The following is a 17016-nucleotide window of genomic DNA, read 5'->3' as shown; positions in this document are numbered from 1 at the left end:
CCCGAGGCGCCCGCCTGCAGGAAGCGGCGGCGCGACAGCGCGGGGCGGGGCGCGGTGGCGCTGGAAGCCGCGCACGAGGCGGCGTGATCGGGGCAGGATGCGGAGCAGGACGGGTGGGCGGCGGCGCCGCTGCCGCCTCCGGCCTCGGGGGCGAGCGGTTTCGGATCGAGGGTCATCGGCGGGCTTCCGGTGTCGGTGCGGTATCGGGGGGCGGCGCGTCGCAGTGCGCGCGCCATGCCGATTAAACCGCGTCGCGCGAGCCGCCACTAGCCGCTGTTCGTTGCAAGAGGTGTGAAGGAAAACTCATCAATCGCGGCGGAAATCGTTTCGTCCACAACCAGATCGGCGTGGGGGACATGGCGCTATATGTGTAGAGATATTTCGAGATCCGATCGATTGGATGAGGCGGGGCAAGCGGCGTGCCTGGGGGCGGTGAATCGAGCGCGAGCGGTGTGGTGCTCGCTGGCTGTGGCGTCAGGTGGCCGTCATCGCGTTGCTGCCGTGGCGGCCTCGCGAGCCACGCGATTCTCGCCGCCGAAGCCGACGTGAATCGCAGGGAAATCGCCGAAGCGCGCGGCGGCGCGGCAACGGTAGATCGCGGCGGCGCGCGATGCATCGCGTGGACGAACCGCGGCGCCGACAGGACACGCCGCGGCCCGTTCCCCGCCTTGACAGCGGCGAGATGCAGCCCTTAATGTGCTCACGCGGTGCGATGGGCCAAGCGGACCTCGGGAGCACGCTTGATCGTTTCCCGAACGACGGGGTTACCCCGTCGTTGCAACGCACATGGCAATACGTCGCAGGAGCCTTGCTGCGCTTCGCGCAGGGCAGCTCCAGCCAGACCGGCACGTTGACTCATCGCTCCGCCCTCTCTCATGCGCCCCGGTACCCCGAAAACCATCGCGTTGCTCTGCGAAGCCATGCTGGCCGGCGAGCCCGAGCCGGCCGCCGTCGCCGCGCGGCTGGTGCTGGCCTGCAATCGGCACGAACGCTGGATGGAGGCGCTCGCGCAACTCGCCGTGGAACGCTTCGCGCGCGTCTGGCGCGACACCGAACCGGACGAGCTGGCCAGCCTGTTCGCGCTCGCGGCGCCGTTCCCGCCGGGCTGGTCGGCGCGGGACCTGCCCGCCATCGCGCGCATCGTGCGCCGCGCGCCCGAGCAGCAACTGCCGCCGCCGCGTCTTGTCCATCTCGATCTGCCGAGCCTGCCGACCTTGCGCGCGCTGGCCGACTGGCTCGAACTCTCCGATGAGGATCTGGCCTGGCTTGCCACGCGATGGCGTGTCGCGCCGCACGAAGCTGCCTCGCCGCTCCACCACTACCGGTATCACGTCCGGGAAAAACCGGACGGCCGGCATCGGCTGATCGAGCAGCCCAAGCCGCTGTTGCGCATGGCGCAGCACACGCTGCTGCACGGGCTGCTCGACCGGGTGCCGCCGCACGAGGCCGCGCATGGTTTTCGGCGCGGCCGCAACATCGTCTCGTTCGCCGCGCCGCACGCCGGCCAACCGCTCGTGATTCGCCTCGACTTCGAGGATTTCTTCGGCTCCGTGACCGAGGCGCGCGTGCACGGCCTGTTCCGGACGCTCGGCTATCCCGTGGCCGTCGCGCAGGCGCTCAGCGCGCTGGCCACCCACCGCGTGCCGAGCCGGCTGTTCGACGTGGGCGACCTGAAGGGGAAATTCGACTGGCATGCGCAGCAGCGGCTGCGCGCGCGGCATCTGCCGCAAGGGGCCGCCACCTCGCCGGCGCTGGCCAACCTGTGCGCGTTCCGGCTCGACGTGCGGCTGGCCGCGCTGGCGCGCGGCTTCGGCGCAAGCTATACGCGCTATGCCGACGATCTGGCCTTTTCGGGCGGCGACAAGCTGAAAAGCGTGGCCCGCGACTGGCCGCTGTGGGTGGCGCGAATCGCCAGGGAGGAGGGGTTTGCAGTCCGCTCGCAGAAGACGCGCGTTCTGCGGAACAACATGCGCCAGCAACTGGCCGGCGTGGTGGTGAACCGGCATCCGAACCTGTCGCGAGAACGCTTCGATCTCCTGAAGGCCATGCTGACCAACTGCGTGCGGCATGGCCCCGCCTCGCAGAACCGCGACGGCCGCGCCGATTTCCGCGCCTCGCTGGCCGGCCACGTGGCGCATGCCACGATGTTGAATGCCGCGCGCGGGGCCAAGCTGAAAGCGATTTTCGATCGGATCGATTGGACGCGCGGCTGACGCGTCGCCGTGAAGGTGGCCCGCACCGCGCTCAGAGCAGGCCCCGGAGCAGCACCGCCACCCCTTCCCAGGCGCCACCGCAACCGGCGGCGCGGCAGCGCGCGTCGGGATCCGCCAGAAGGTGGCCGCTGGCGTCGCTGACCGCGCTCGAGTGGCGCAGAAAGTACGCGGCGCTGTCCTGCAACGGATCGAGCCCATCGTTCGGGACGTCGATCCACAGGCCGTTTTCGGTATTCAAGCGGGCCGACAGCGAATCGAAATTGAAACTGCCGAGGTAGTAGCGATGGCCGTCGATGCGGATCAGCTTGGCGTGCATCATGCGGTTCTCCCGGTCGGCATATTCGCGCACGTCGATCCCGGCCTTCACCAGGCCCGGCAGATCGTCGGCATAGGCGCGCCCGACGGCGGGGAATTCCTGCGTGACGCTCGCCAGCGAGGCGCTCACCAGGATCACGTGCACGCCTTCGCGCTGCTTGCGTTGCAGCGCTTCGCGCAGTTCCGGCACCAGCAGCAGGTAGGGGTTGACGATCAGGATCTCGTGCTGCGCCGTGGCGAACGCGTGCAGCATGTCCTGCAGCGTGCCCGGCGAGCGCTTGTCGGGCCAGTCGTGGACATAGCGCAGGCGATCGCAGGCGATCGGCGTCAAGGCGGGGTCGGCATCCGCCCCGCGATCGCTGGTGGGATCGGCGGCGGCAGGCGCATCGGGCGCGAGCGCGTCCGTCGCGCCGGTTGCGGCGTCGAGCGGCGCCAGCAGCCATTCGCGCCAGTAACGGATGCGCGCCGGGTCCAGCGTCAGATACCCGCGCGAGGTGCGATAGGGGCTGTCGACTTCGAGGAATTTTTCCGGCTCGGGGCGAACCGCTTGCGGGCTATGCCAGAACAGCGCGAAATGCCGGTGCATGGCGTGCAGCGAGGACGCTTCCTGGCCGGCGTCGCCCGACACCATCAGATCGCGCTCGCTGAGCCAGTTGCGGAAGCTCTCGTCCCAGATCGACGTGCTGCCGATCACGGCCGTGTCGCCCACCAGGAACAGCTTGTCGTGCATGCGATGCGGAAGCTCGACGAGATCCGATCGCGGATGGAAGATCCGGAGGTCGATGCCCGGCGCCACCTCGTGCAGGGCGACCACGAGCTCGTTCTCGAACGGGAAGTGCGGCTCGGGGCCGATGCCGTCGATCAGCAGCTTGACCGGCACGCCCCGGCGCGCGGCCTCGACCAGATGACGCAGCACCACGCCGCCGGTCTGATCGATTTCGAAGATGTAGGCCAGGATGCGGATCTGTTCGGTGGGCGTGGCATGGTCGATCAGCGCGATCCGCGACTGCATCAGCTGGTCGTCCTTCAGGCTGGCGACGAAGTCGACGCATTGGGCGCGGCTGGGCTGCGCGAAAGCCAATGCGCATGCCAGGGATGCCAGAGCGAGCGCCAGTTTTTTCGTTGTGATCATGGGGTGGCGAACGGGGGCGATGCGTTTCGGGCCCTGCGTCCTTGACGGTGGTGTCGCGTGGGTGCGGTCAAGCGGCTCGCCGTTGCTGCGAGAACGTGAATGGAACGGCCAGCCCGAGAGGGGCCGTGGAAAGACATCGGCGCACGCTAACGCGAGGCGTTCCGGAATGGCAGATTGTCGCCGATGTGACCTGACTGAATCGTTACAATGGCCCGGATTTTCAACAGCACCGAATGCGAGACATGCTGACGTCTTATTTCTGGAGCGGCGACGCGATCCGCAGTCGACGCATCAGCGACATCGTTCTAACGGGCACGGTCGACGTGCCGGTTCCCACCGCGCGCGTGCTGGCGGATTGGGAACGGGAGACCTCGTCGCAGCTCGTCCTGGAAGCCGGGGACGTGGAAGTCATGCCGCTGGGGCGAACGCAGGCGCGCTGGCCGGACTACCGGCGCTGCGTGCAGGCCATGTCCGACTGGACGGGCGCGCAAGGGCTGCCCGGCGTGCTGGCCGCCAGCGACATCGCCCTCATGGCCTGTCGCGGCGCGCGGTACCACCACGACGGCATGCAATATGGCGGCGCGGCCTTCTGCAACCTGTTCCTGAGCGAGGATCGTGGGCTGGACTTGCATTTTCCTTCCACGGGGCGGCGCATTCCCCTGGTTCGGGGAACGGCCGTGATATTCGATACCGGTCAGCCTCATGGCGTCATTCGGCGCGGCAGCAGCGGTTTTCATGCGGACGACTTCGCGCCCGATCGGGATTGCGTTCAGATATTCCTGACCTGGGAGCTGCCGATCGAAGATGCCCATGTCGGGCAGGCGCTCGAGGTCGTCTTCGATGTCGATCCATCGACCGCGCGGCAACTGGATGAGGAGCAAGTCTGGTTGGACGGCGCACCGGCCGCCTTGTGCGCGGAATCGGGGCGCTGGCAGCGGGCCGGCTGATTCGGATACCGACGTCGGCCGGCTGCTTCAACAACGATTCCACCCGACAAATAAAAACGCCAACCCGGCCGGGTTGGCGTTTTGCACGCGGGGCAGTGCAAATCAGAACTGATTCATCGTGTTGTCCTTGCCCGCCGCCTTCAGGGCCGCTTCGCCGCTGAAGTATTCCTTGTGATCGTCGCCGATATCCGAGCCGGACATGTTCTGGTGCTTGACGCACGCGATGCCCTGACGGATTTCCTTGCGCTGCACGCCCGCCACGTAACCCAGCATGCCTTGGTCGCCGAAGTATTCCTTCGCGAGGTTGTCGGTCGAGAGCGCAGCCGTGTGGTACGTCGGCAGCGTGATGAGGTGGTGGAAAATCCCGGCTTCGCGCGAGGCATCGGCCTGGAACGTGCGGATCTTTTCGTCCGCGGCCTGCGCCAGTTCGCTCTCGTCGTATTCCACGCTCATCAGTTGCGCGCGATCGTAGGACGAGACGTCCTTGCCCGCCGCCTTCATCGCGTCGTAGGTCTGCTGACGGAAGTTCAGCGTCCAGTTGAACGATGGGCTGTTGTTGTACACCAGCTTGGCGTTCGGGATGACCTTGCGAATCTCGCTGACCATGCCGCCGATCTGCGCGATATGCGGCTTTTCGGTTTCGATCCACAGCAGGTCGGCGCCGTTTTGCAGCGCGGTGACGCAATCCAGCACGCAGCGCGCTTCGCCCGTGCCGGCGCGGAACTGGAACAGGTTGCTCGGCAGGCGCTTGGGGCGCAGCAGCTTGCCGTCGCGCTTGATGACGACGTCGCCGTTGCCGAGCGCGTCGGCCGAGAGTTCCTCGCAATCGAGGAACGCGTTGTACTGGTCGCCCAGGTCGCCCGGCGCGTTGGTCACGGCGATCTGCTTGGTCAGGCCCGCGCCCAGCGAATCGGTACGCGCCACGATGATGCCGTCGTCCACGCCCAGTTCGAGGAAGGCGTAGCGGATCGCGCGGATCTTCGCGAGGAAATCCTCGTGCGGCACGGTGACCTTGCCGTCCTGGTGGCCGCACTGCTTTTCGTCGGACACCTGGTTTTCGATCTGGATGCAGCACGCGCCCGCTTCGATGAACTGCTTGGCCAGCAGGTAGGTGGCTTCCGCGTTGCCGAAGCCCGCGTCGATGTCGGCGATGATCGGCACGATGTGCGTGACGTGGTTGTCGATCTTCGCCTGGATGGCGTCCTTCTCCGCGCCCTGGGCGGCGTCCAGTTGGCGGAACAGGCCGCCCAGTTCACGGGCGTCGGCCTGGCGCAGGAACGTGTACAGCTCGCGGATCAGCGCGCTGACGGCGGTTTTCTCGTGCATCGACTGGTCGGGCAGCGGGCCGAACTCGGAGCGCAGCGCGGCCACCATCCAGCCCGACAGGTACAGGTAGCGACGCTCGGTGCTGTTGAAGTGCTTCTTGATGGAGATCATCTTCTGCTGGCCGATGAAGCCGTGCCAGCAACCGAGCGACTGCGTGTATTTCGCCGGATCGGCATCGTAGGCGGCCATGTCGGCGCGCATGATCTTCGCCGTGTAGCGGGCGATGTCGAGGCCGGTCTTGAACTTGTTCTGCGCGCGCATGCGGGCCGCGTATTCCGGGCTGATCGCGTTCCAGGCGCTGCCTTGCTGCTCTTTCAATCCGGCGATTGCCTGGATGTCGTCTTGATATTGGGCCATGAGTATCTCCTGAGAGGGAAGCGTGGGTAACCGGGTAGTCCGTGAACTGCATGACTTAATACTAGCGCCGCTTGCCGCACTGCAGTATCTACTCTTATATAAGACATAAGACAAAATTAATCGTTATTTTTCAATGGGTTGCGTTTTGCTTTTTGCGATGCAAAACCGGTTCTCAGGAGGCAGAACGACGCGCTGGAAAAAAATCGGCGCGAATTCCGCAAAGTGAAATGGGCTTTCGGCTGTTGGAGTGGATGCCCGTCCTCGGTTGCGCGGATCCCTCCCGGAACCGTGGCGCCAACCGCACCCGCCCTCGTCGCAATTCCACCAATCCCCGTCGCATCCCCGCAAAAGTCAAAAATCCCCGCTTCCGTTAGCACGCAATGAGGCATGCGGCATTCGCGTGCCGGCTCCCGCGCGCGATGCCCGGGCCGTCGTTTCCCGCTGTTCGCAGGCGGTGCGTGCCACGCCGCGCCTGCGCCTTTCCTGGCCGACCATGTTTCGAACCCTCACGATCCGCGGCGGGCTCGCCGCCACGATTGCCGGCTGCACGGCGCTCCTGATGCTGGTGATCGCGGCGGCGGCGTTCGCGCTCGTCAAGAGCAACGGCGCGCTCGACGCGATGTACCGCGACGACACCGCCTCGGTGGTGCACCTGAAGACCAGCTCGGAGCGGATGCTGATGATGCGTGTCGGCCTCGGCAACGTCGAACAGATCATCAGCGCGGGCAAGCCGGCGGCCGACGAGATCCGCCGCCTGCATGCGCTGCTCGACGAAAGCAACCGCGAGCTGGCCGCCTACCGCGCGCTGCACCAGCCCGACGCGGCCGAAAAGGCGCTGCTCGACGCGCTGCTCGCGAAGCGCGAGCGGCTGCTGTCGCAGGCGTTCGAGAAGGGCCTCAAGCAGCTCGACAGCGACAACCTGGTCGACTTTCTCGGCACCCAGCGCGACATGCCGGCGGCGTGGTTCGACGAATACCAGCAGGCGCTGACGGCGCTGGAGGCGCTGCAGGTCGAGCGCCAGCGCGCGCGCTACGAGCAGGCGGCGCGCCGCTTCGGCATGGCGCTGACGGCGTTCGGCATCGCCGGGGTGGTGGCGCTGGTGGCGGGTTTCGTCGCGCATCGCGGGCTGACGCGCGCGATCGTGCGGCCGATCGATGCGGCGGTCGCGCATTTCGCGAAGATCGCGGCGGGCGACCTGACGGGGCGCATCGACACCGGTCGCGGCAACGAGATGGATCGCCTGCTCGGCGCGCTCAACGAGATGCGGCAGCGTGTGGCGGGCGTGGTCAGCGAGGTGCGCGCGGGCACCGATGCGATCCGGCTCGACGCGCGCGACATCGCGGGCGGCAACCGCGATCTGTCGTCGCGCGCGGGCGAGCAGGCCTCGTCGCTGCAGCAGGCGGCGGCCAGCATGGAGCAACTGACGGCGACGGTGCGCCAGAACGCCGACAACGCCCACGACGCAAGCGAACTGGCGACGCGCGCGTCCGACATCGCGTCGCGCGGCGGCGAGGTGGTCAGGCAGGTGATTCGCACCATGGATTCGATCTCGGACAGCTCGACGCGCATCGTCGGCATCGTCGGCGTGATCGAATCGATCGCATTCCAGACCAATATCCTGGCGCTGAACGCGGCGGTGGAAGCGGCGCGCGCGGGCGATCAGGGGCGCGGCTTCGCGGTGGTGGCGAGCGAGGTGCGCCAGCTCGCGCAGCGCTCGGCGGCGGCGGCCAAGGAGATCAAGGAACTGATCGCGGCGTCCACCACCAATGTGGGCGAGGGCAGCGCGCTGGTGATGCGCGCCGGCGCGACCATGGACGAGATCCTGCAGGCGGTGCGCAGCGTCAACGCGATCATGGCGGACATCAGCCTGGCGTCGCGCGAGCAGTCGTCGGGCATCGAGCTGGTCAACGCGTCGGTGGTGCAGATGGAGGCCAGCACCGCCCACAACGCGGCGCTGGTGGAAACGGCGTCGGCCACCTCGGCTTCGCTCGAGCGGCAGAGCGAAAGCCTGCACGCGGCCGTGTCGTGGTTCCGCGTGGCCGAAGGCGGGGTGGCCTGAGGCGGCAGCGTTCCGGCTGGGGCGGCGTCGATCGGAGCGCGAAGGCGGCGCGGCTCGATGCGGCTCGACGCGGTCTGGCGTGGCTCGATGTGGTGCGGTGCGACGTGGTCCGGCGCAGCTCGATGCGGTGTGATGTGGTCCCGGCGGCTCGATGCGGTGCGACGTGGTTCGGCGGCTCAATGCGGTGCGACGTGGTCTGACGTGGCCCCGACGTGCCCCGACGCGCCCCAACGCCGTCCGCCGCAGCCAGACTCGGCCTGACTCGGCCGCGCGCCGCTTCCCTCAGAACTTGTGGCGCATGCCGATCCCGACCACCGTCTGCTGATTGGTGGCGGACGGCGTCTGCCCGCTGACGTCGGCGCCGAGCCCCGAGCCGTCCGGCGCGATGCGCTCGTAGCTGACCTGCGCGTAGAGATCGGTCGTCTTCGACAGCAGGTAATCGGCCTGTACCGACACCTCGTGCCAGTGCGGACGATGGCCGCCCGTCGCGTTCGAGATCGCGCCCTGCGTGTAGGTGTACTCGCCGTTCAGGTTGAACGCGGGCGTCAGCAGGTAGCGCGCATTGACCTCGTAGTTGCTGAAGCTCGCGCCCTGGCCGTTCTGCGCGAGGCCCAGGCCGTTCGCGCCGTTGATGGTGGCGAGGCCGCCCAGTTGCGTACGGGTCCAGACGAAGCCGAGCAGCGCCTGGCCCAGCCGGTAGTTGACGCCCGCGCCGTAGGTGCGCTGCAGCGCCGCCACGAAGGTGCGTTCGCTCAGCGTGATCGCGCCGTTGGTGTTCGCGCTGCCGCCGTTGTTGGCCTGGATGTAGCCGGCCGCCACCGTCAGCGGGCCGGTGCGATACGATGCGCCCGCGCTGTAGACGCGGTTGTCGCTGAAGCCGCCGGCCTCGTTCGAGAACGCGTAGAGCGTGCCGAACGTCAGGCCGTGGAAATCGGGGCTGGCGTACTTGACGGCGTTGTTCACGCGGAACGAGTTGTTCAGGTTGTCGTTGTCGTACGGGTGCGCCGACAGGTTGTTGCCGCCCGGGTGATGGCCCGTGAAGCTCAGCGGCGCGAGATAGTCGACCAGCGCGTCGTACTGGCGGCCGAACGTCAGCGTGCCGAGATCGCGGTTCGCGAGGCCCGCCCACGACTGGAAGCCGAACAGCCGCCCGCCCTGGCGCAGCGAGCCGTTCATCACGCTGAAGCCGTTCTCGAGCGTGAACACCGCCGCGGTGCCGCCGCCCAGATCCTCGCGCCCGGCGAAGCCCCAGTGGCTGCCCGTCACCGAGCCGCTGGCCGCCTGGAACTGCTTGTTGCCGCCGGCGTTGCTCGTATATACGAGCCCGGCGTCGATGATGCCGTACAGCGATACGCTGCTCTGGGCATGCGCCGCGCAGGTGGTCAGGGCCGCACAGGCGGCGACGGCGAGGGTCGTCTGCTTCATGGATGTCTGTCGTCGGAAAGGAACAGCGAGGGTCGGGCGCCGGTGGCGGCGCGGCAAAGTCCGGTGTCGCGGAATGGCCCGGCCGGCGGACGCTGCGGGCAGCGAAACCGGCCAAAACGGCGTGCTATATTCCGAAACACGAACGATTTCTATTTACAGCGCGAGACTCTAAGGGCCGCTTGTAATGGCGATGTGTTGGCGCCAGGCCTTTTTGTAATGGATTGCGTTGGCGCGACCCTCGCGCTTTCCCCAGACATGACGATGGATCAGATCCTGGTCGTCGACGACGACCCCCATATCCGGCAACTGCTGCAGGATTACCTGCGCGACATGGGCTACCAGGTGCAGGTGGCCAGCGACGGTGCGCAGATGAAGCAGATCCTGCGGCGCGCCGCCATCGATCTGATCGTGCTCGACCTGATGCTCGACGGCGAGGACGGCCTCGACATCACGCGCGACCTGCGCCGCGAGCAAGGCGTGCCGATCATCATTCTGTCCGCGCGCGGCGGCCTGCTCGACCGGATTCTCGGCCTCGAGATGGGCGCCGACGACTACCTGCCCAAGCCGTTCGATCCGCGCGAGCTGGTGGCGAAGATCAAGGTGGTGCTGCGCCGCACGCGGGCCATGCCCGGCGAGCGCACGTCCGACGCCAGCGCCTGGATCCGCTTCGCCGGCTGGCGGCTCGACACGCGCATGAAGCAACTGCTCGCACCGGACGGCCTGGTGGTGTCGCTGGGCGGCTCCGACTACCGCACGCTGCGCACGCTGCTCGACCATCCGAACCGGCCGCTGTCGCGCGAATTCCTGCTCGACCGCGTGTTCGACAAGGGCCTCACGCCGCTCGACCGCTCGATCGACGTATGCGTGAGCCGGCTGCGCCAAACCCTCAACGACGACGCCCGCAAGGCCACGCTGATCCGCACCGTGCGCAACGAGGGCTACATGCTGGTGGCCGAGGTGGGCCACGAGGCGTGACGCCTTTCAAGCGTCCCACGCCATGATGGCGCGGCCGGTGTGAAGAAAACGTCAACGCGCGGCGGGCAGATCGTTTCGCCCGCCGCCGCTATCGCCCTGCCTCAGCCGGCCAGCACGTCCTTCAGGTAGACCCCGCCGGACAGCGCGGCCTTGACCTGCCGCGTCGGCTCGTCCACCAGCACTTCCTCCTCGCCGGCTTCCACCGCGTCGAGCGCCAGGCGGATCACGTCCTCGGGGCGCGCCTTCGGCACGTCGAACGCGCGGATCATGTCGGTGTCGATGTAGCCGGCATGGAAGCCCGTCACCAGCGTGCCCTGCGCGCGCAGCTCGTGGCGCAGGCCGTTGGTCAGCGCCCACGCGGCCGCCTTGCTGACGCCGTAGCCCGCGATCATCGGCGTGTTCGCCCAGCTCAGGATCGACAGCATGTTCAGCAGCGCGCCGCCGCCGTTGCGCCCGAGGATGCCGGCGAACGCGCGCGTCACGTTCAGCATGCCGATCAGGTTGGTGTCCAGTTGCGCGTGCAGCACGGCCGGGCCTTCGTCCGACAGCAGGCTGCCGAGCCGGCCGATCCCCGCGTTGTTGATCAGCACCGTGACGTCGCCGCAATCGCGCGCGGCCGCCTCGGCCTGCGCGGCGTCCGTCACGTCGAGCCGCACCGGCGTCACGCCGGGCAGCGTCACCGTCGACGGGTCGCGCGCCGCCGCGTAGACCTTCTTCGCGCCGCGTGCGAGCGCTTGTTTCGCGAGTTCGAGGCCCAGGCCGCGATTCGCGCCCGTGATGAAAACCACCGCACCTTCGAGTTTCATGGGAAGCATCCTTTCGCGCCGAGCGCGTCTACATTGATATGACGATCATCATATTTTTGGGCGAACCCGGGCGCCGGCCGTGATCGTCGTCGGCCGGCGCGGAAAACGGAATCAGGCGGGGGCGTAGCGCTGCAGCAGTTCGCGCTTCGCGGCGGCCAGCACGGCGCGGCCGGCGTCGTTGTCGCCTAGCGTGCGGGCCAGTTGCAGCGCGCCGAGCAGGGTGCTGACGATGGCCCAGGCGGCGTCGGCCGCGAGGCCGTCCGGCAGCGCCCGCTGCACGTGGCGGTGGAGGTGCTGCACGACCTGCCGCGACGCGCCGACCACCGCCTCGGACTGGATCGGCATCTCCGAGGACAGCGCCGCCACCGCGCAGCCTTGCTCGCGGTCGGCGATCACGCCCTCGTACAGGTAGGTTTCGATCATCGCGCGGAACGGGGCGACGCCCGCCGCCACCAGCCGGGCCGCCTGCGCTTCCATCGCGGCGATGCTGTCGCAGGCCGCCTGATCGATCGCGGCGCACAGCAGCGCGTCGCGCGACGCGAAGTGCGCATAGAAGCCGCCGTGCGTGAGGCCGGCTTCCTTCATCACGTCGGCGATGCCCACGCCATGAAACCCGGCGCGCCGCACGGCGCGGCTGCCGACATCGAGGATGCGTTCGCGGGTGGCTTCCTTGCGGGATTGGGCGGCGGTCGGTTTCATCGGCAGCTTCATATGATGATCATAATATGACGTGCATCATATGAGATGGATCGTGGCCGTGCAAGCGGTTTTTGAGGGGGCCGAACGAGCGGGCGCGACGGCTTGGCGGGCCGGTTTCTGCCTGGCGTCAACACGCGCGGGCGTCCGGCATGGGGGCCGTTTTCCCATTTTTGTTACCGAACGTTTCAAGCTGGCCCGCTTCTTGCCCTTATGTATCGCCCTTTGAGCTCCAATCGCCCGCAGCGCCAAGTGGGCCGGGCGTTTGGCCGTAACCAGGCGGCATGCCGAATTACCAAGGCGCCGAGTCGAGATGTAACTTTTACAAAAAGGAAGAGACCAATGAACGAAGCTCTGTTAGTGCGGTTGGTTGCCGTCGCACTGTTCGCGATGGTGTGCTGGTCGATGTGGGATGCCCTCCGGGTTGCCGTGCGCAGCCCGCTCGAAGGCGCGCTGCGTCGCACCCAGACGGTGTTCCGCCTGATGCGGGCGGTGATCTACGCGGCGCTGCTGTATGTGCTGTCGGCGTGGGGCGCCTACGAAGCCTGGTTCGCCACCTCGGTGGTGTCGTGGACGCTGGCCACGCTGCTGGTGACGGGCGCGACCACCGGCTGCTATTTCGGCTGGTGCTTCCTGACCGTGCGGCCGCCGGCCTGAGCGGACCCGCGGCGGCACGGCGGGCTTCGCGCCCGCGTGCCGCCTCCCGAACGTTTCGGCGCATCCGCGCCGCGCCCCATGCCTCTGCCTCATCCACAGGATTCCCGATGATCGCCACGCAGTCCGCACACGATGTCCTCTCGGCGCTTGCGCGCGCCGGCTTCGAATTGAATCTGCCGCTGTCGGTCGCGCCGCGGCGCGAGGATCGCGATTACCGCGCGCTGGTGGCGGCGGGCCGGATCGGCCTGAACCTGCCGGCCAGCGCCTGGGTGGACAGCGAGATGTGGGCGGTGGTGGCCGCCTACGTGAACGTGCACGGGCTGGTGCCGATCCGCGAGCTGCAGGCCGGCAAGCTGCGCTTGACGCCGTTCGAAACCGGTGCGGCCAACGACGTGATCGCGCTCGCCGAACGGATCGCGTCGCTGGCGGTGGCGCCGCTGGCCGCCGCGCCGGGCCTGCGCGCGGCCTGATCATGGGATCCGCCATGAAGCGACGCCCGCTGAACCGCTCGCAACTGCTGCCGCTGCCGGCCGACTATCTGCGCCGCGTGCGCCTGCGCCATCACATCGCGCTGGCGTCGCTGCGCGGCGCGCAGGCCGCGCCGGAGCAACTGGCGCTGCTGCTGAGCACGGTGCAGATCGCCTATCTGCTGCGCTCGCCGGCTGCTGCCGCGCTCGCCGCGTTGCAGGCGGCCGAGGCCGCCGAAGCCGTTGCGATGGGCGAGGGCGGCGGCGCTTGCGACCCGCGCGACATCGGCGACGAAGCCGCGCCGTACCGCCGCGCCGAGCGTGCGATCGAGCAGTGCTACGTGCGCCTGAGCGACGGCGCGGCCGATCTGCTGCACGACGACGAGCGCCGCGAACTGGAGCGGCTGATGACGGCGTTCGACGCGCGGCTCGCCACGCTGCCGACGCAACGCTATCTCGACGCGCAGGCCGAGCTGCATCACTACGTGTTCACCGGCCGCTCGCCGATTCCGGCGGCGCACGCGTAAGCGGCCCGGGTGCCGCCATCGCATTGAAAAAAATCGCGCCGCCGGGCGGCGCACGAGACACTCGAGTTCGACGAATCAAGGTTCCCGCATGACCGCAAAACCGATGCTGTATCCGCGACCGGAGGCCCCGCGCCGTATCGACGGCGTGGTGTTCCATCTCGCCCTGAACGGCGGCTGGCTGGAGACGGTGGGCACGCCGTTCGAGTGCCGCGGCCGCATCTGGGCCGTGCACCGCTCGCCGCTGTTCGCGCCCGATGGCCATCCGCGCTACACCGTGTCCGACGTCGAAACCGGCCGCAGCCTGCGCCGCGTGCTCGAACCGACGATCGACGCCGCGCGCGTGCTGGCCACCACCGTGATCGACGCGATGCCGTCGCCGGTGTGGACCAAGATGGTCAGCCATCGCCCCGTGGCGGCCGTGCTGGCCGCGTGAGCACGGATCGCCGCCGCGCACTCGCGTGTCCGGGAATCCGCGCGCCGCGCGGATAACCCGCCGCCGGGCGCGGTATTTGCTGCGCAAGATAAAGACCGGCGGCGCGCGCTGCGCACGTTAGAATCGCGGGACTCAAACGCCGCTGCGACCATCGGGCGCGCCTGTGCCCGGGTTCACCGGGACTGCCTTCGACATCTGAACGACTGAACATGATCCAGGACGAATCCGCGCCGCAACATCCGGCGCCCGACCCGCAATCGAGCACGCCGTCCGGGGCGTTCGCGCCGCGCGATGCGGTGTTGCCCGAGAACGTGGATACGGGGGTGCCGGGTCTCGACGAGATCCTCGGCGGCGGTTTTGTGCGTGGCGGCCTTTACCTGATCGAAGGCATGGCCGGCGCGGGCAAGACCATCCTGTCGAGCCAGATCGGTTTCCACCGCGTCAAGCGCGGCGAGCGCGTGCTCTACATGACGCTGATCGCCGAATCGCACGACAAGCTGCTCGGCCACCTGAGCGGGCTCGAATTCTTCGATTCGGCCGCCGTCGCCCAGCAGATGATGTTCGTGTCGGGCTACCACGAGCTGATGAAGGACGGCCTCGACGGTTTCCTGAAGCTGATCGCCGCGAGCCTCGCGAATTACCGCCCGGGCCTGTTGATCATCGACGGCTTCCGCAGCGCGCGCGAATTCAGCGAAACCGAGCTGTCGCTGTCGAAGTTCATCCACGAGCTCAACGCGCTGGTGGCGGCGATGGGCTGCACCACGCTGCTGCTCGCGCCGCTATCGGGCAACGAGCCGCACCCGGAACACACGCTGGTGGACGGCCTGATCGAGCTGAACCGCTACAGCGACGGCATGCGCCGCGCGCGCGAGATCGAAGTCCACAAGATGCGCGCGCGCAATCACATGCTCGGCAAGCATTTCTTCCGCATCACCGGCCGCGGCCATGCGATGTATCCGCGCCTCGAGGCGCGCTACGCGAACCTCGAGGACGAAAGCGACCTGCGCCAGCGCCTGGGCACCGGCCTGCCGCATCTCGATCATCTGCTCGGCGGCGGCTTCGTGCGCGGCTCGACCACCACGCTGATCGGCCCGGCCGGCGTCGGCAAGACGCTGCTCGCGCTGCAGTTCCTGCAGGCCGGCGTCGAGCGCGGCGAGAAGGTGGTGTATCTGGGCTTCTACGAATCGCCGCAGCGGCTGGTCGGCAAGGCCGAAACCGTGGGCATCCGCCTGCGCGAGGGCTTCGCCGACGGGCGGCTGATCATGCAATGGCAGCCCGCCGTCGAACTCGAAGTGGACGAACTGGCCGCCACCACGCTCGACCTGATCCGCCGCTCGGGCGCGCATCGGCTCGTGATCGACGGCATGGAAGGCTTCCGCGATTCGGCGCTGCGGCCCGCGCGTTTCGGGCTGTTCCTGAACGCGTTCACGCACGCGCTGCGCGATTCGGGCATCACCACGCTGCTGACCGAGGAACTGCCGCTCTACGCGGATCCGGCGCACGGCAAGGGCATGCGGCTGTCGGCGCTGACCGAGAACCTGATCCTGCTGCGCTACGTGGAGGCCGACGGCCGCCTGCGGCGCATGGTGTCGGTGGTCAAGCAGCGCGAGAGCGCCCACGACACCTCGCTGCGCGAGCTGATCATTACCGGCGAGGGCCTCGACGTCACCCCGAACGCGATCGGCGCATCGGGCCTGCTGTCGTCGCAGGGGCTGACGACCATGCTGCACCGGCCGATGACGGATGGCTAGCCGGAGATGAAAACCATCCTGGTCGTGGACGACGAGTTCGACATGCTGACCGTGTGGCGTCTGCTGCTGGAGCAGTGTGGCTACGCGGTCGTCACGGCGTCGAACGGTGCGATCGCGCTCGACCGCATCCGGGAAACCCTGCCGGATCTGATCGTTACCGATTACATGATGCCGGTGATGTCGGGCGTCGAATTGTGCGCGGCGCTGGCGGCCGATGCGCGCTGGCAGGCGATCCCGGTGATCTTCTGCAGCGCGGCGCTCGAATTCCCGCTGGCGCACAATCCGGCGATCGATTACGCGCGCAAGCCGCTGTCGTTCGACACGCTGCACGCGATGATCCGGCGGCGTCTCGGCGAGGATGCGGCCGGCTGAGCCCGCCGATTCGCCGAGCCCGCCGATTGTTGGCTTGCAGATGAATAAAACGTGCGCCGATGGCGCGACCGTGAGATAGTCGCGCTATCGCCGGCGCCGTACCGTAACCGGTGCGCTGCCCGATCCATCCGCCGCTTTTCATGCCGCTCGCGGCGGAGTCCAACCGAGGAACCGATTCCCATGCCGGACGACCCCAGACTGGCCGATGCCGCTTCCGCATCGCCGTCCCCCGCCATGGCCGGGCGCGCGGCAGCGCCCGCCGCTTCCGATTCCGCCCATCCGGCGATTCCGGCCGTGCTGGCCAGCCTGCGCGCCGCCACCGGCGAGCAGCACGAACACCTTCACCATCTGATGCCGCTGTCGGCGCAATCGGCCGATCTGCGCGATTACCTCGCGCATCTGCGCGTACTGCGCGCGTGGCTCGCGCCGCTCGAACCGTGGCTCGCCGCGTGCGGCGACGGCCCCGCCGCGCAGTCGCATGCGGCCGCGTTGCCGCCCGTCAGCCGCCTCGCCTTGATCGATGCCGATCTGGCCGTGGCGCCGCACGACGCCGTGCCG

The 17016-nt window shown here is 68.2% G+C and carries 15 protein-coding genes and 1 pseudogene; 11 read left to right on the top strand and 5 right to left on the bottom strand.

Annotation, left to right across the window (positions count from 1 at the left end):
* The first annotated feature begins 875 nt into the window (after positions 1-875).
* Positions 876-2213, top strand: a complete 1338-nt coding sequence (locus tag G3N92_RS19320; RefSeq protein ID WP_206129132.1) for a reverse transcriptase family protein — start codon at positions 876-878, stop codon at positions 2211-2213.
* A 31-nt stretch (positions 2214-2244) separates the two neighbouring features.
* Here the strand turns inward: G3N92_RS19320 and G3N92_RS19315 are convergent, their stop codons facing one another.
* A complete protein-coding gene (locus G3N92_RS19315) occupies positions 2245-3609 on the bottom strand; it encodes a phosphatidylserine/phosphatidylglycerophosphate/cardiolipin synthase family protein (protein ID WP_241014896.1) in 1365 nt (454 codons plus the stop codon).
* A gap of 293 nt (positions 3610-3902) precedes the next feature.
* Here G3N92_RS19315 and G3N92_RS19310 point away from each other — a divergent pair, with 293 nt between their 5' ends.
* Positions 3903-4607 carry a hypothetical protein gene (locus G3N92_RS19310; protein WP_206129131.1) on the top strand — a complete coding sequence of 235 codons (705 nt, stop codon included), beginning with the start codon at positions 3903-3905 and terminating at the stop codon, positions 4605-4607.
* Between the two features lie 102 nt (positions 4608-4709).
* Here G3N92_RS19310 and G3N92_RS19305 read toward each other — a convergent pair whose 3' ends face one another.
* On the bottom strand, positions 4710-6290 hold the full coding sequence (locus G3N92_RS19305; RefSeq protein WP_206129130.1) for an isocitrate lyase: 1581 nt from the start codon (positions 6288-6290) through the stop codon (positions 4710-4712).
* Between the two features lie 493 nt (positions 6291-6783).
* Here G3N92_RS19305 and G3N92_RS19300 point away from each other — a divergent pair, with 493 nt between their 5' ends.
* Positions 6784-8349: a methyl-accepting chemotaxis protein gene (locus G3N92_RS19300; RefSeq protein ID WP_206129129.1), complete on the top strand. Its 1566-nt coding sequence runs from the start codon at positions 6784-6786 to the stop codon at positions 8347-8349.
* Between the two features lie 282 nt (positions 8350-8631).
* On the opposite strand, the gene G3N92_RS19295 is transcribed toward G3N92_RS19300, so the two are convergent.
* On the bottom strand, positions 8632-9774 hold the full coding sequence (locus tag G3N92_RS19295) for a porin (RefSeq protein WP_206129128.1): 1143 nt from the start codon (positions 9772-9774) through the stop codon (positions 8632-8634).
* 261 nt (positions 9775-10035) lie between these two features.
* On the opposite strand from G3N92_RS19295, the gene G3N92_RS19290 reads away from it, so the two are divergent.
* Complete coding sequence (locus G3N92_RS19290) at positions 10036-10749, top strand: response regulator (protein WP_206129127.1); 714 nt, start codon at positions 10036-10038, stop codon at positions 10747-10749.
* 101 nt (positions 10750-10850) lie between these two features.
* On the opposite strand, the gene G3N92_RS19285 is transcribed toward G3N92_RS19290, so the two are convergent.
* Both G3N92_RS19285 and G3N92_RS19280 read right to left on the bottom strand, forming a co-directional pair.
* Positions 10851-11555 (bottom strand): SDR family oxidoreductase, encoded by a 705-nt coding sequence (locus G3N92_RS19285; RefSeq protein ID WP_206129126.1) that lies wholly within the window; start codon positions 11553-11555, stop codon positions 10851-10853.
* 111 nt (positions 11556-11666) lie between these two features.
* Positions 11667-12254 (bottom strand): TetR/AcrR family transcriptional regulator, encoded by a 588-nt coding sequence (locus G3N92_RS19280; protein ID WP_206129125.1) that lies wholly within the window; start codon positions 12252-12254, stop codon positions 11667-11669.
* 339 nt (positions 12255-12593) lie between these two features.
* Here G3N92_RS19280 and G3N92_RS19275 point away from each other — a divergent pair, with 339 nt between their 5' ends.
* From G3N92_RS19275 to G3N92_RS19245, 7 genes and pseudogenes are all read left to right on the top strand, one after another.
* Positions 12594-12908, top strand: a complete 315-nt coding sequence (locus G3N92_RS19275) for a hypothetical protein (protein ID WP_206129124.1) — start codon at positions 12594-12596, stop codon at positions 12906-12908.
* Between the two features lie 107 nt (positions 12909-13015).
* Complete coding sequence (locus tag G3N92_RS19270) at positions 13016-13378, top strand: hypothetical protein (protein WP_206129123.1); 363 nt, start codon at positions 13016-13018, stop codon at positions 13376-13378.
* Between the two features lie 14 nt (positions 13379-13392).
* Positions 13393-13902: a hypothetical protein gene (locus G3N92_RS19265; RefSeq protein WP_206129122.1), complete on the top strand. Its 510-nt coding sequence runs from the start codon at positions 13393-13395 to the stop codon at positions 13900-13902.
* Positions 13903-13990: 88 nt separating this feature from the next.
* Positions 13991-14335 (top strand): hypothetical protein, encoded by a 345-nt coding sequence (locus G3N92_RS19260; protein ID WP_206129121.1) that lies wholly within the window; start codon positions 13991-13993, stop codon positions 14333-14335.
* A 209-nt stretch (positions 14336-14544) separates the two neighbouring features.
* Complete coding sequence (locus G3N92_RS19255) at positions 14545-16086, top strand: ATPase domain-containing protein (protein WP_206129120.1); 1542 nt, start codon at positions 14545-14547, stop codon at positions 16084-16086.
* Positions 16087-16092: 6 nt separating this feature from the next.
* On the top strand, positions 16093-16458 hold the full coding sequence (locus G3N92_RS19250; RefSeq protein ID WP_206129119.1) for a response regulator: 366 nt from the start codon (positions 16093-16095) through the stop codon (positions 16456-16458).
* Between the two features lie 180 nt (positions 16459-16638).
* Positions 16639-17016: pseudogene (locus G3N92_RS19245) on the top strand (heme oxygenase); the annotation flags it as partial.

It is taken from the genome of Burkholderia sp. Ac-20379 (assembly GCF_017104645.1).
GTDB lineage: Bacteria > Pseudomonadota > Gammaproteobacteria > Burkholderiales > Burkholderiaceae > Burkholderia.
The sequence above is the reverse complement of the archived record's forward strand: the minus strand, read 5'-3'. Positions and strand labels throughout refer to the sequence as shown.

What these genes read in the sequence shown, in the direction of transcription:
- G3N92_RS19320 (WP_206129132.1), top strand. Translation starts at nt 876, where the DNA reads ATGCGCCCCGGTACCCCGAAAACCATCGCGTTGCTCTGCGAAGCCATG.
- G3N92_RS19310 (WP_206129131.1), top strand. Translation starts at nt 3,903, where the DNA reads ATGCTGACGTCTTATTTCTGGAGCGGCGACGCGATCCGCAGTCGACGC.
- G3N92_RS19305 (WP_206129130.1), bottom strand. Translation starts at nt 6,290, where the DNA reads ATGGCCCAATATCAAGACGACATCCAGGCAATCGCCGGATTGAAAGAG.
- G3N92_RS19300 (WP_206129129.1), top strand. Translation starts at nt 6,784, where the DNA reads ATGTTTCGAACCCTCACGATCCGCGGCGGGCTCGCCGCCACGATTGCC.
- G3N92_RS19295 (WP_206129128.1), bottom strand. Translation starts at nt 9,774, where the DNA reads ATGAAGCAGACGACCCTCGCCGTCGCCGCCTGTGCGGCCCTGACCACC.
- G3N92_RS19290 (WP_206129127.1), top strand. Translation starts at nt 10,036, where the DNA reads ATGGATCAGATCCTGGTCGTCGACGACGACCCCCATATCCGGCAACTG.
- G3N92_RS19285 (WP_206129126.1), bottom strand. Translation starts at nt 11,555, where the DNA reads ATGAAACTCGAAGGTGCGGTGGTTTTCATCACGGGCGCGAATCGCGGC.
- G3N92_RS19280 (WP_206129125.1), bottom strand. Translation starts at nt 12,254, where the DNA reads ATGAAACCGACCGCCGCCCAATCCCGCAAGGAAGCCACCCGCGAACGC.
- G3N92_RS19275 (WP_206129124.1), top strand. Translation starts at nt 12,594, where the DNA reads ATGAACGAAGCTCTGTTAGTGCGGTTGGTTGCCGTCGCACTGTTCGCG.
- G3N92_RS19270 (WP_206129123.1), top strand. Translation starts at nt 13,016, where the DNA reads ATGATCGCCACGCAGTCCGCACACGATGTCCTCTCGGCGCTTGCGCGC.
- G3N92_RS19265 (WP_206129122.1), top strand. Translation starts at nt 13,393, where the DNA reads ATGAAGCGACGCCCGCTGAACCGCTCGCAACTGCTGCCGCTGCCGGCC.
- G3N92_RS19260 (WP_206129121.1), top strand. Translation starts at nt 13,991, where the DNA reads ATGACCGCAAAACCGATGCTGTATCCGCGACCGGAGGCCCCGCGCCGT.
- G3N92_RS19255 (WP_206129120.1), top strand. Translation starts at nt 14,545, where the DNA reads ATGATCCAGGACGAATCCGCGCCGCAACATCCGGCGCCCGACCCGCAA.
- G3N92_RS19250 (WP_206129119.1), top strand. Translation starts at nt 16,093, where the DNA reads ATGAAAACCATCCTGGTCGTGGACGACGAGTTCGACATGCTGACCGTG.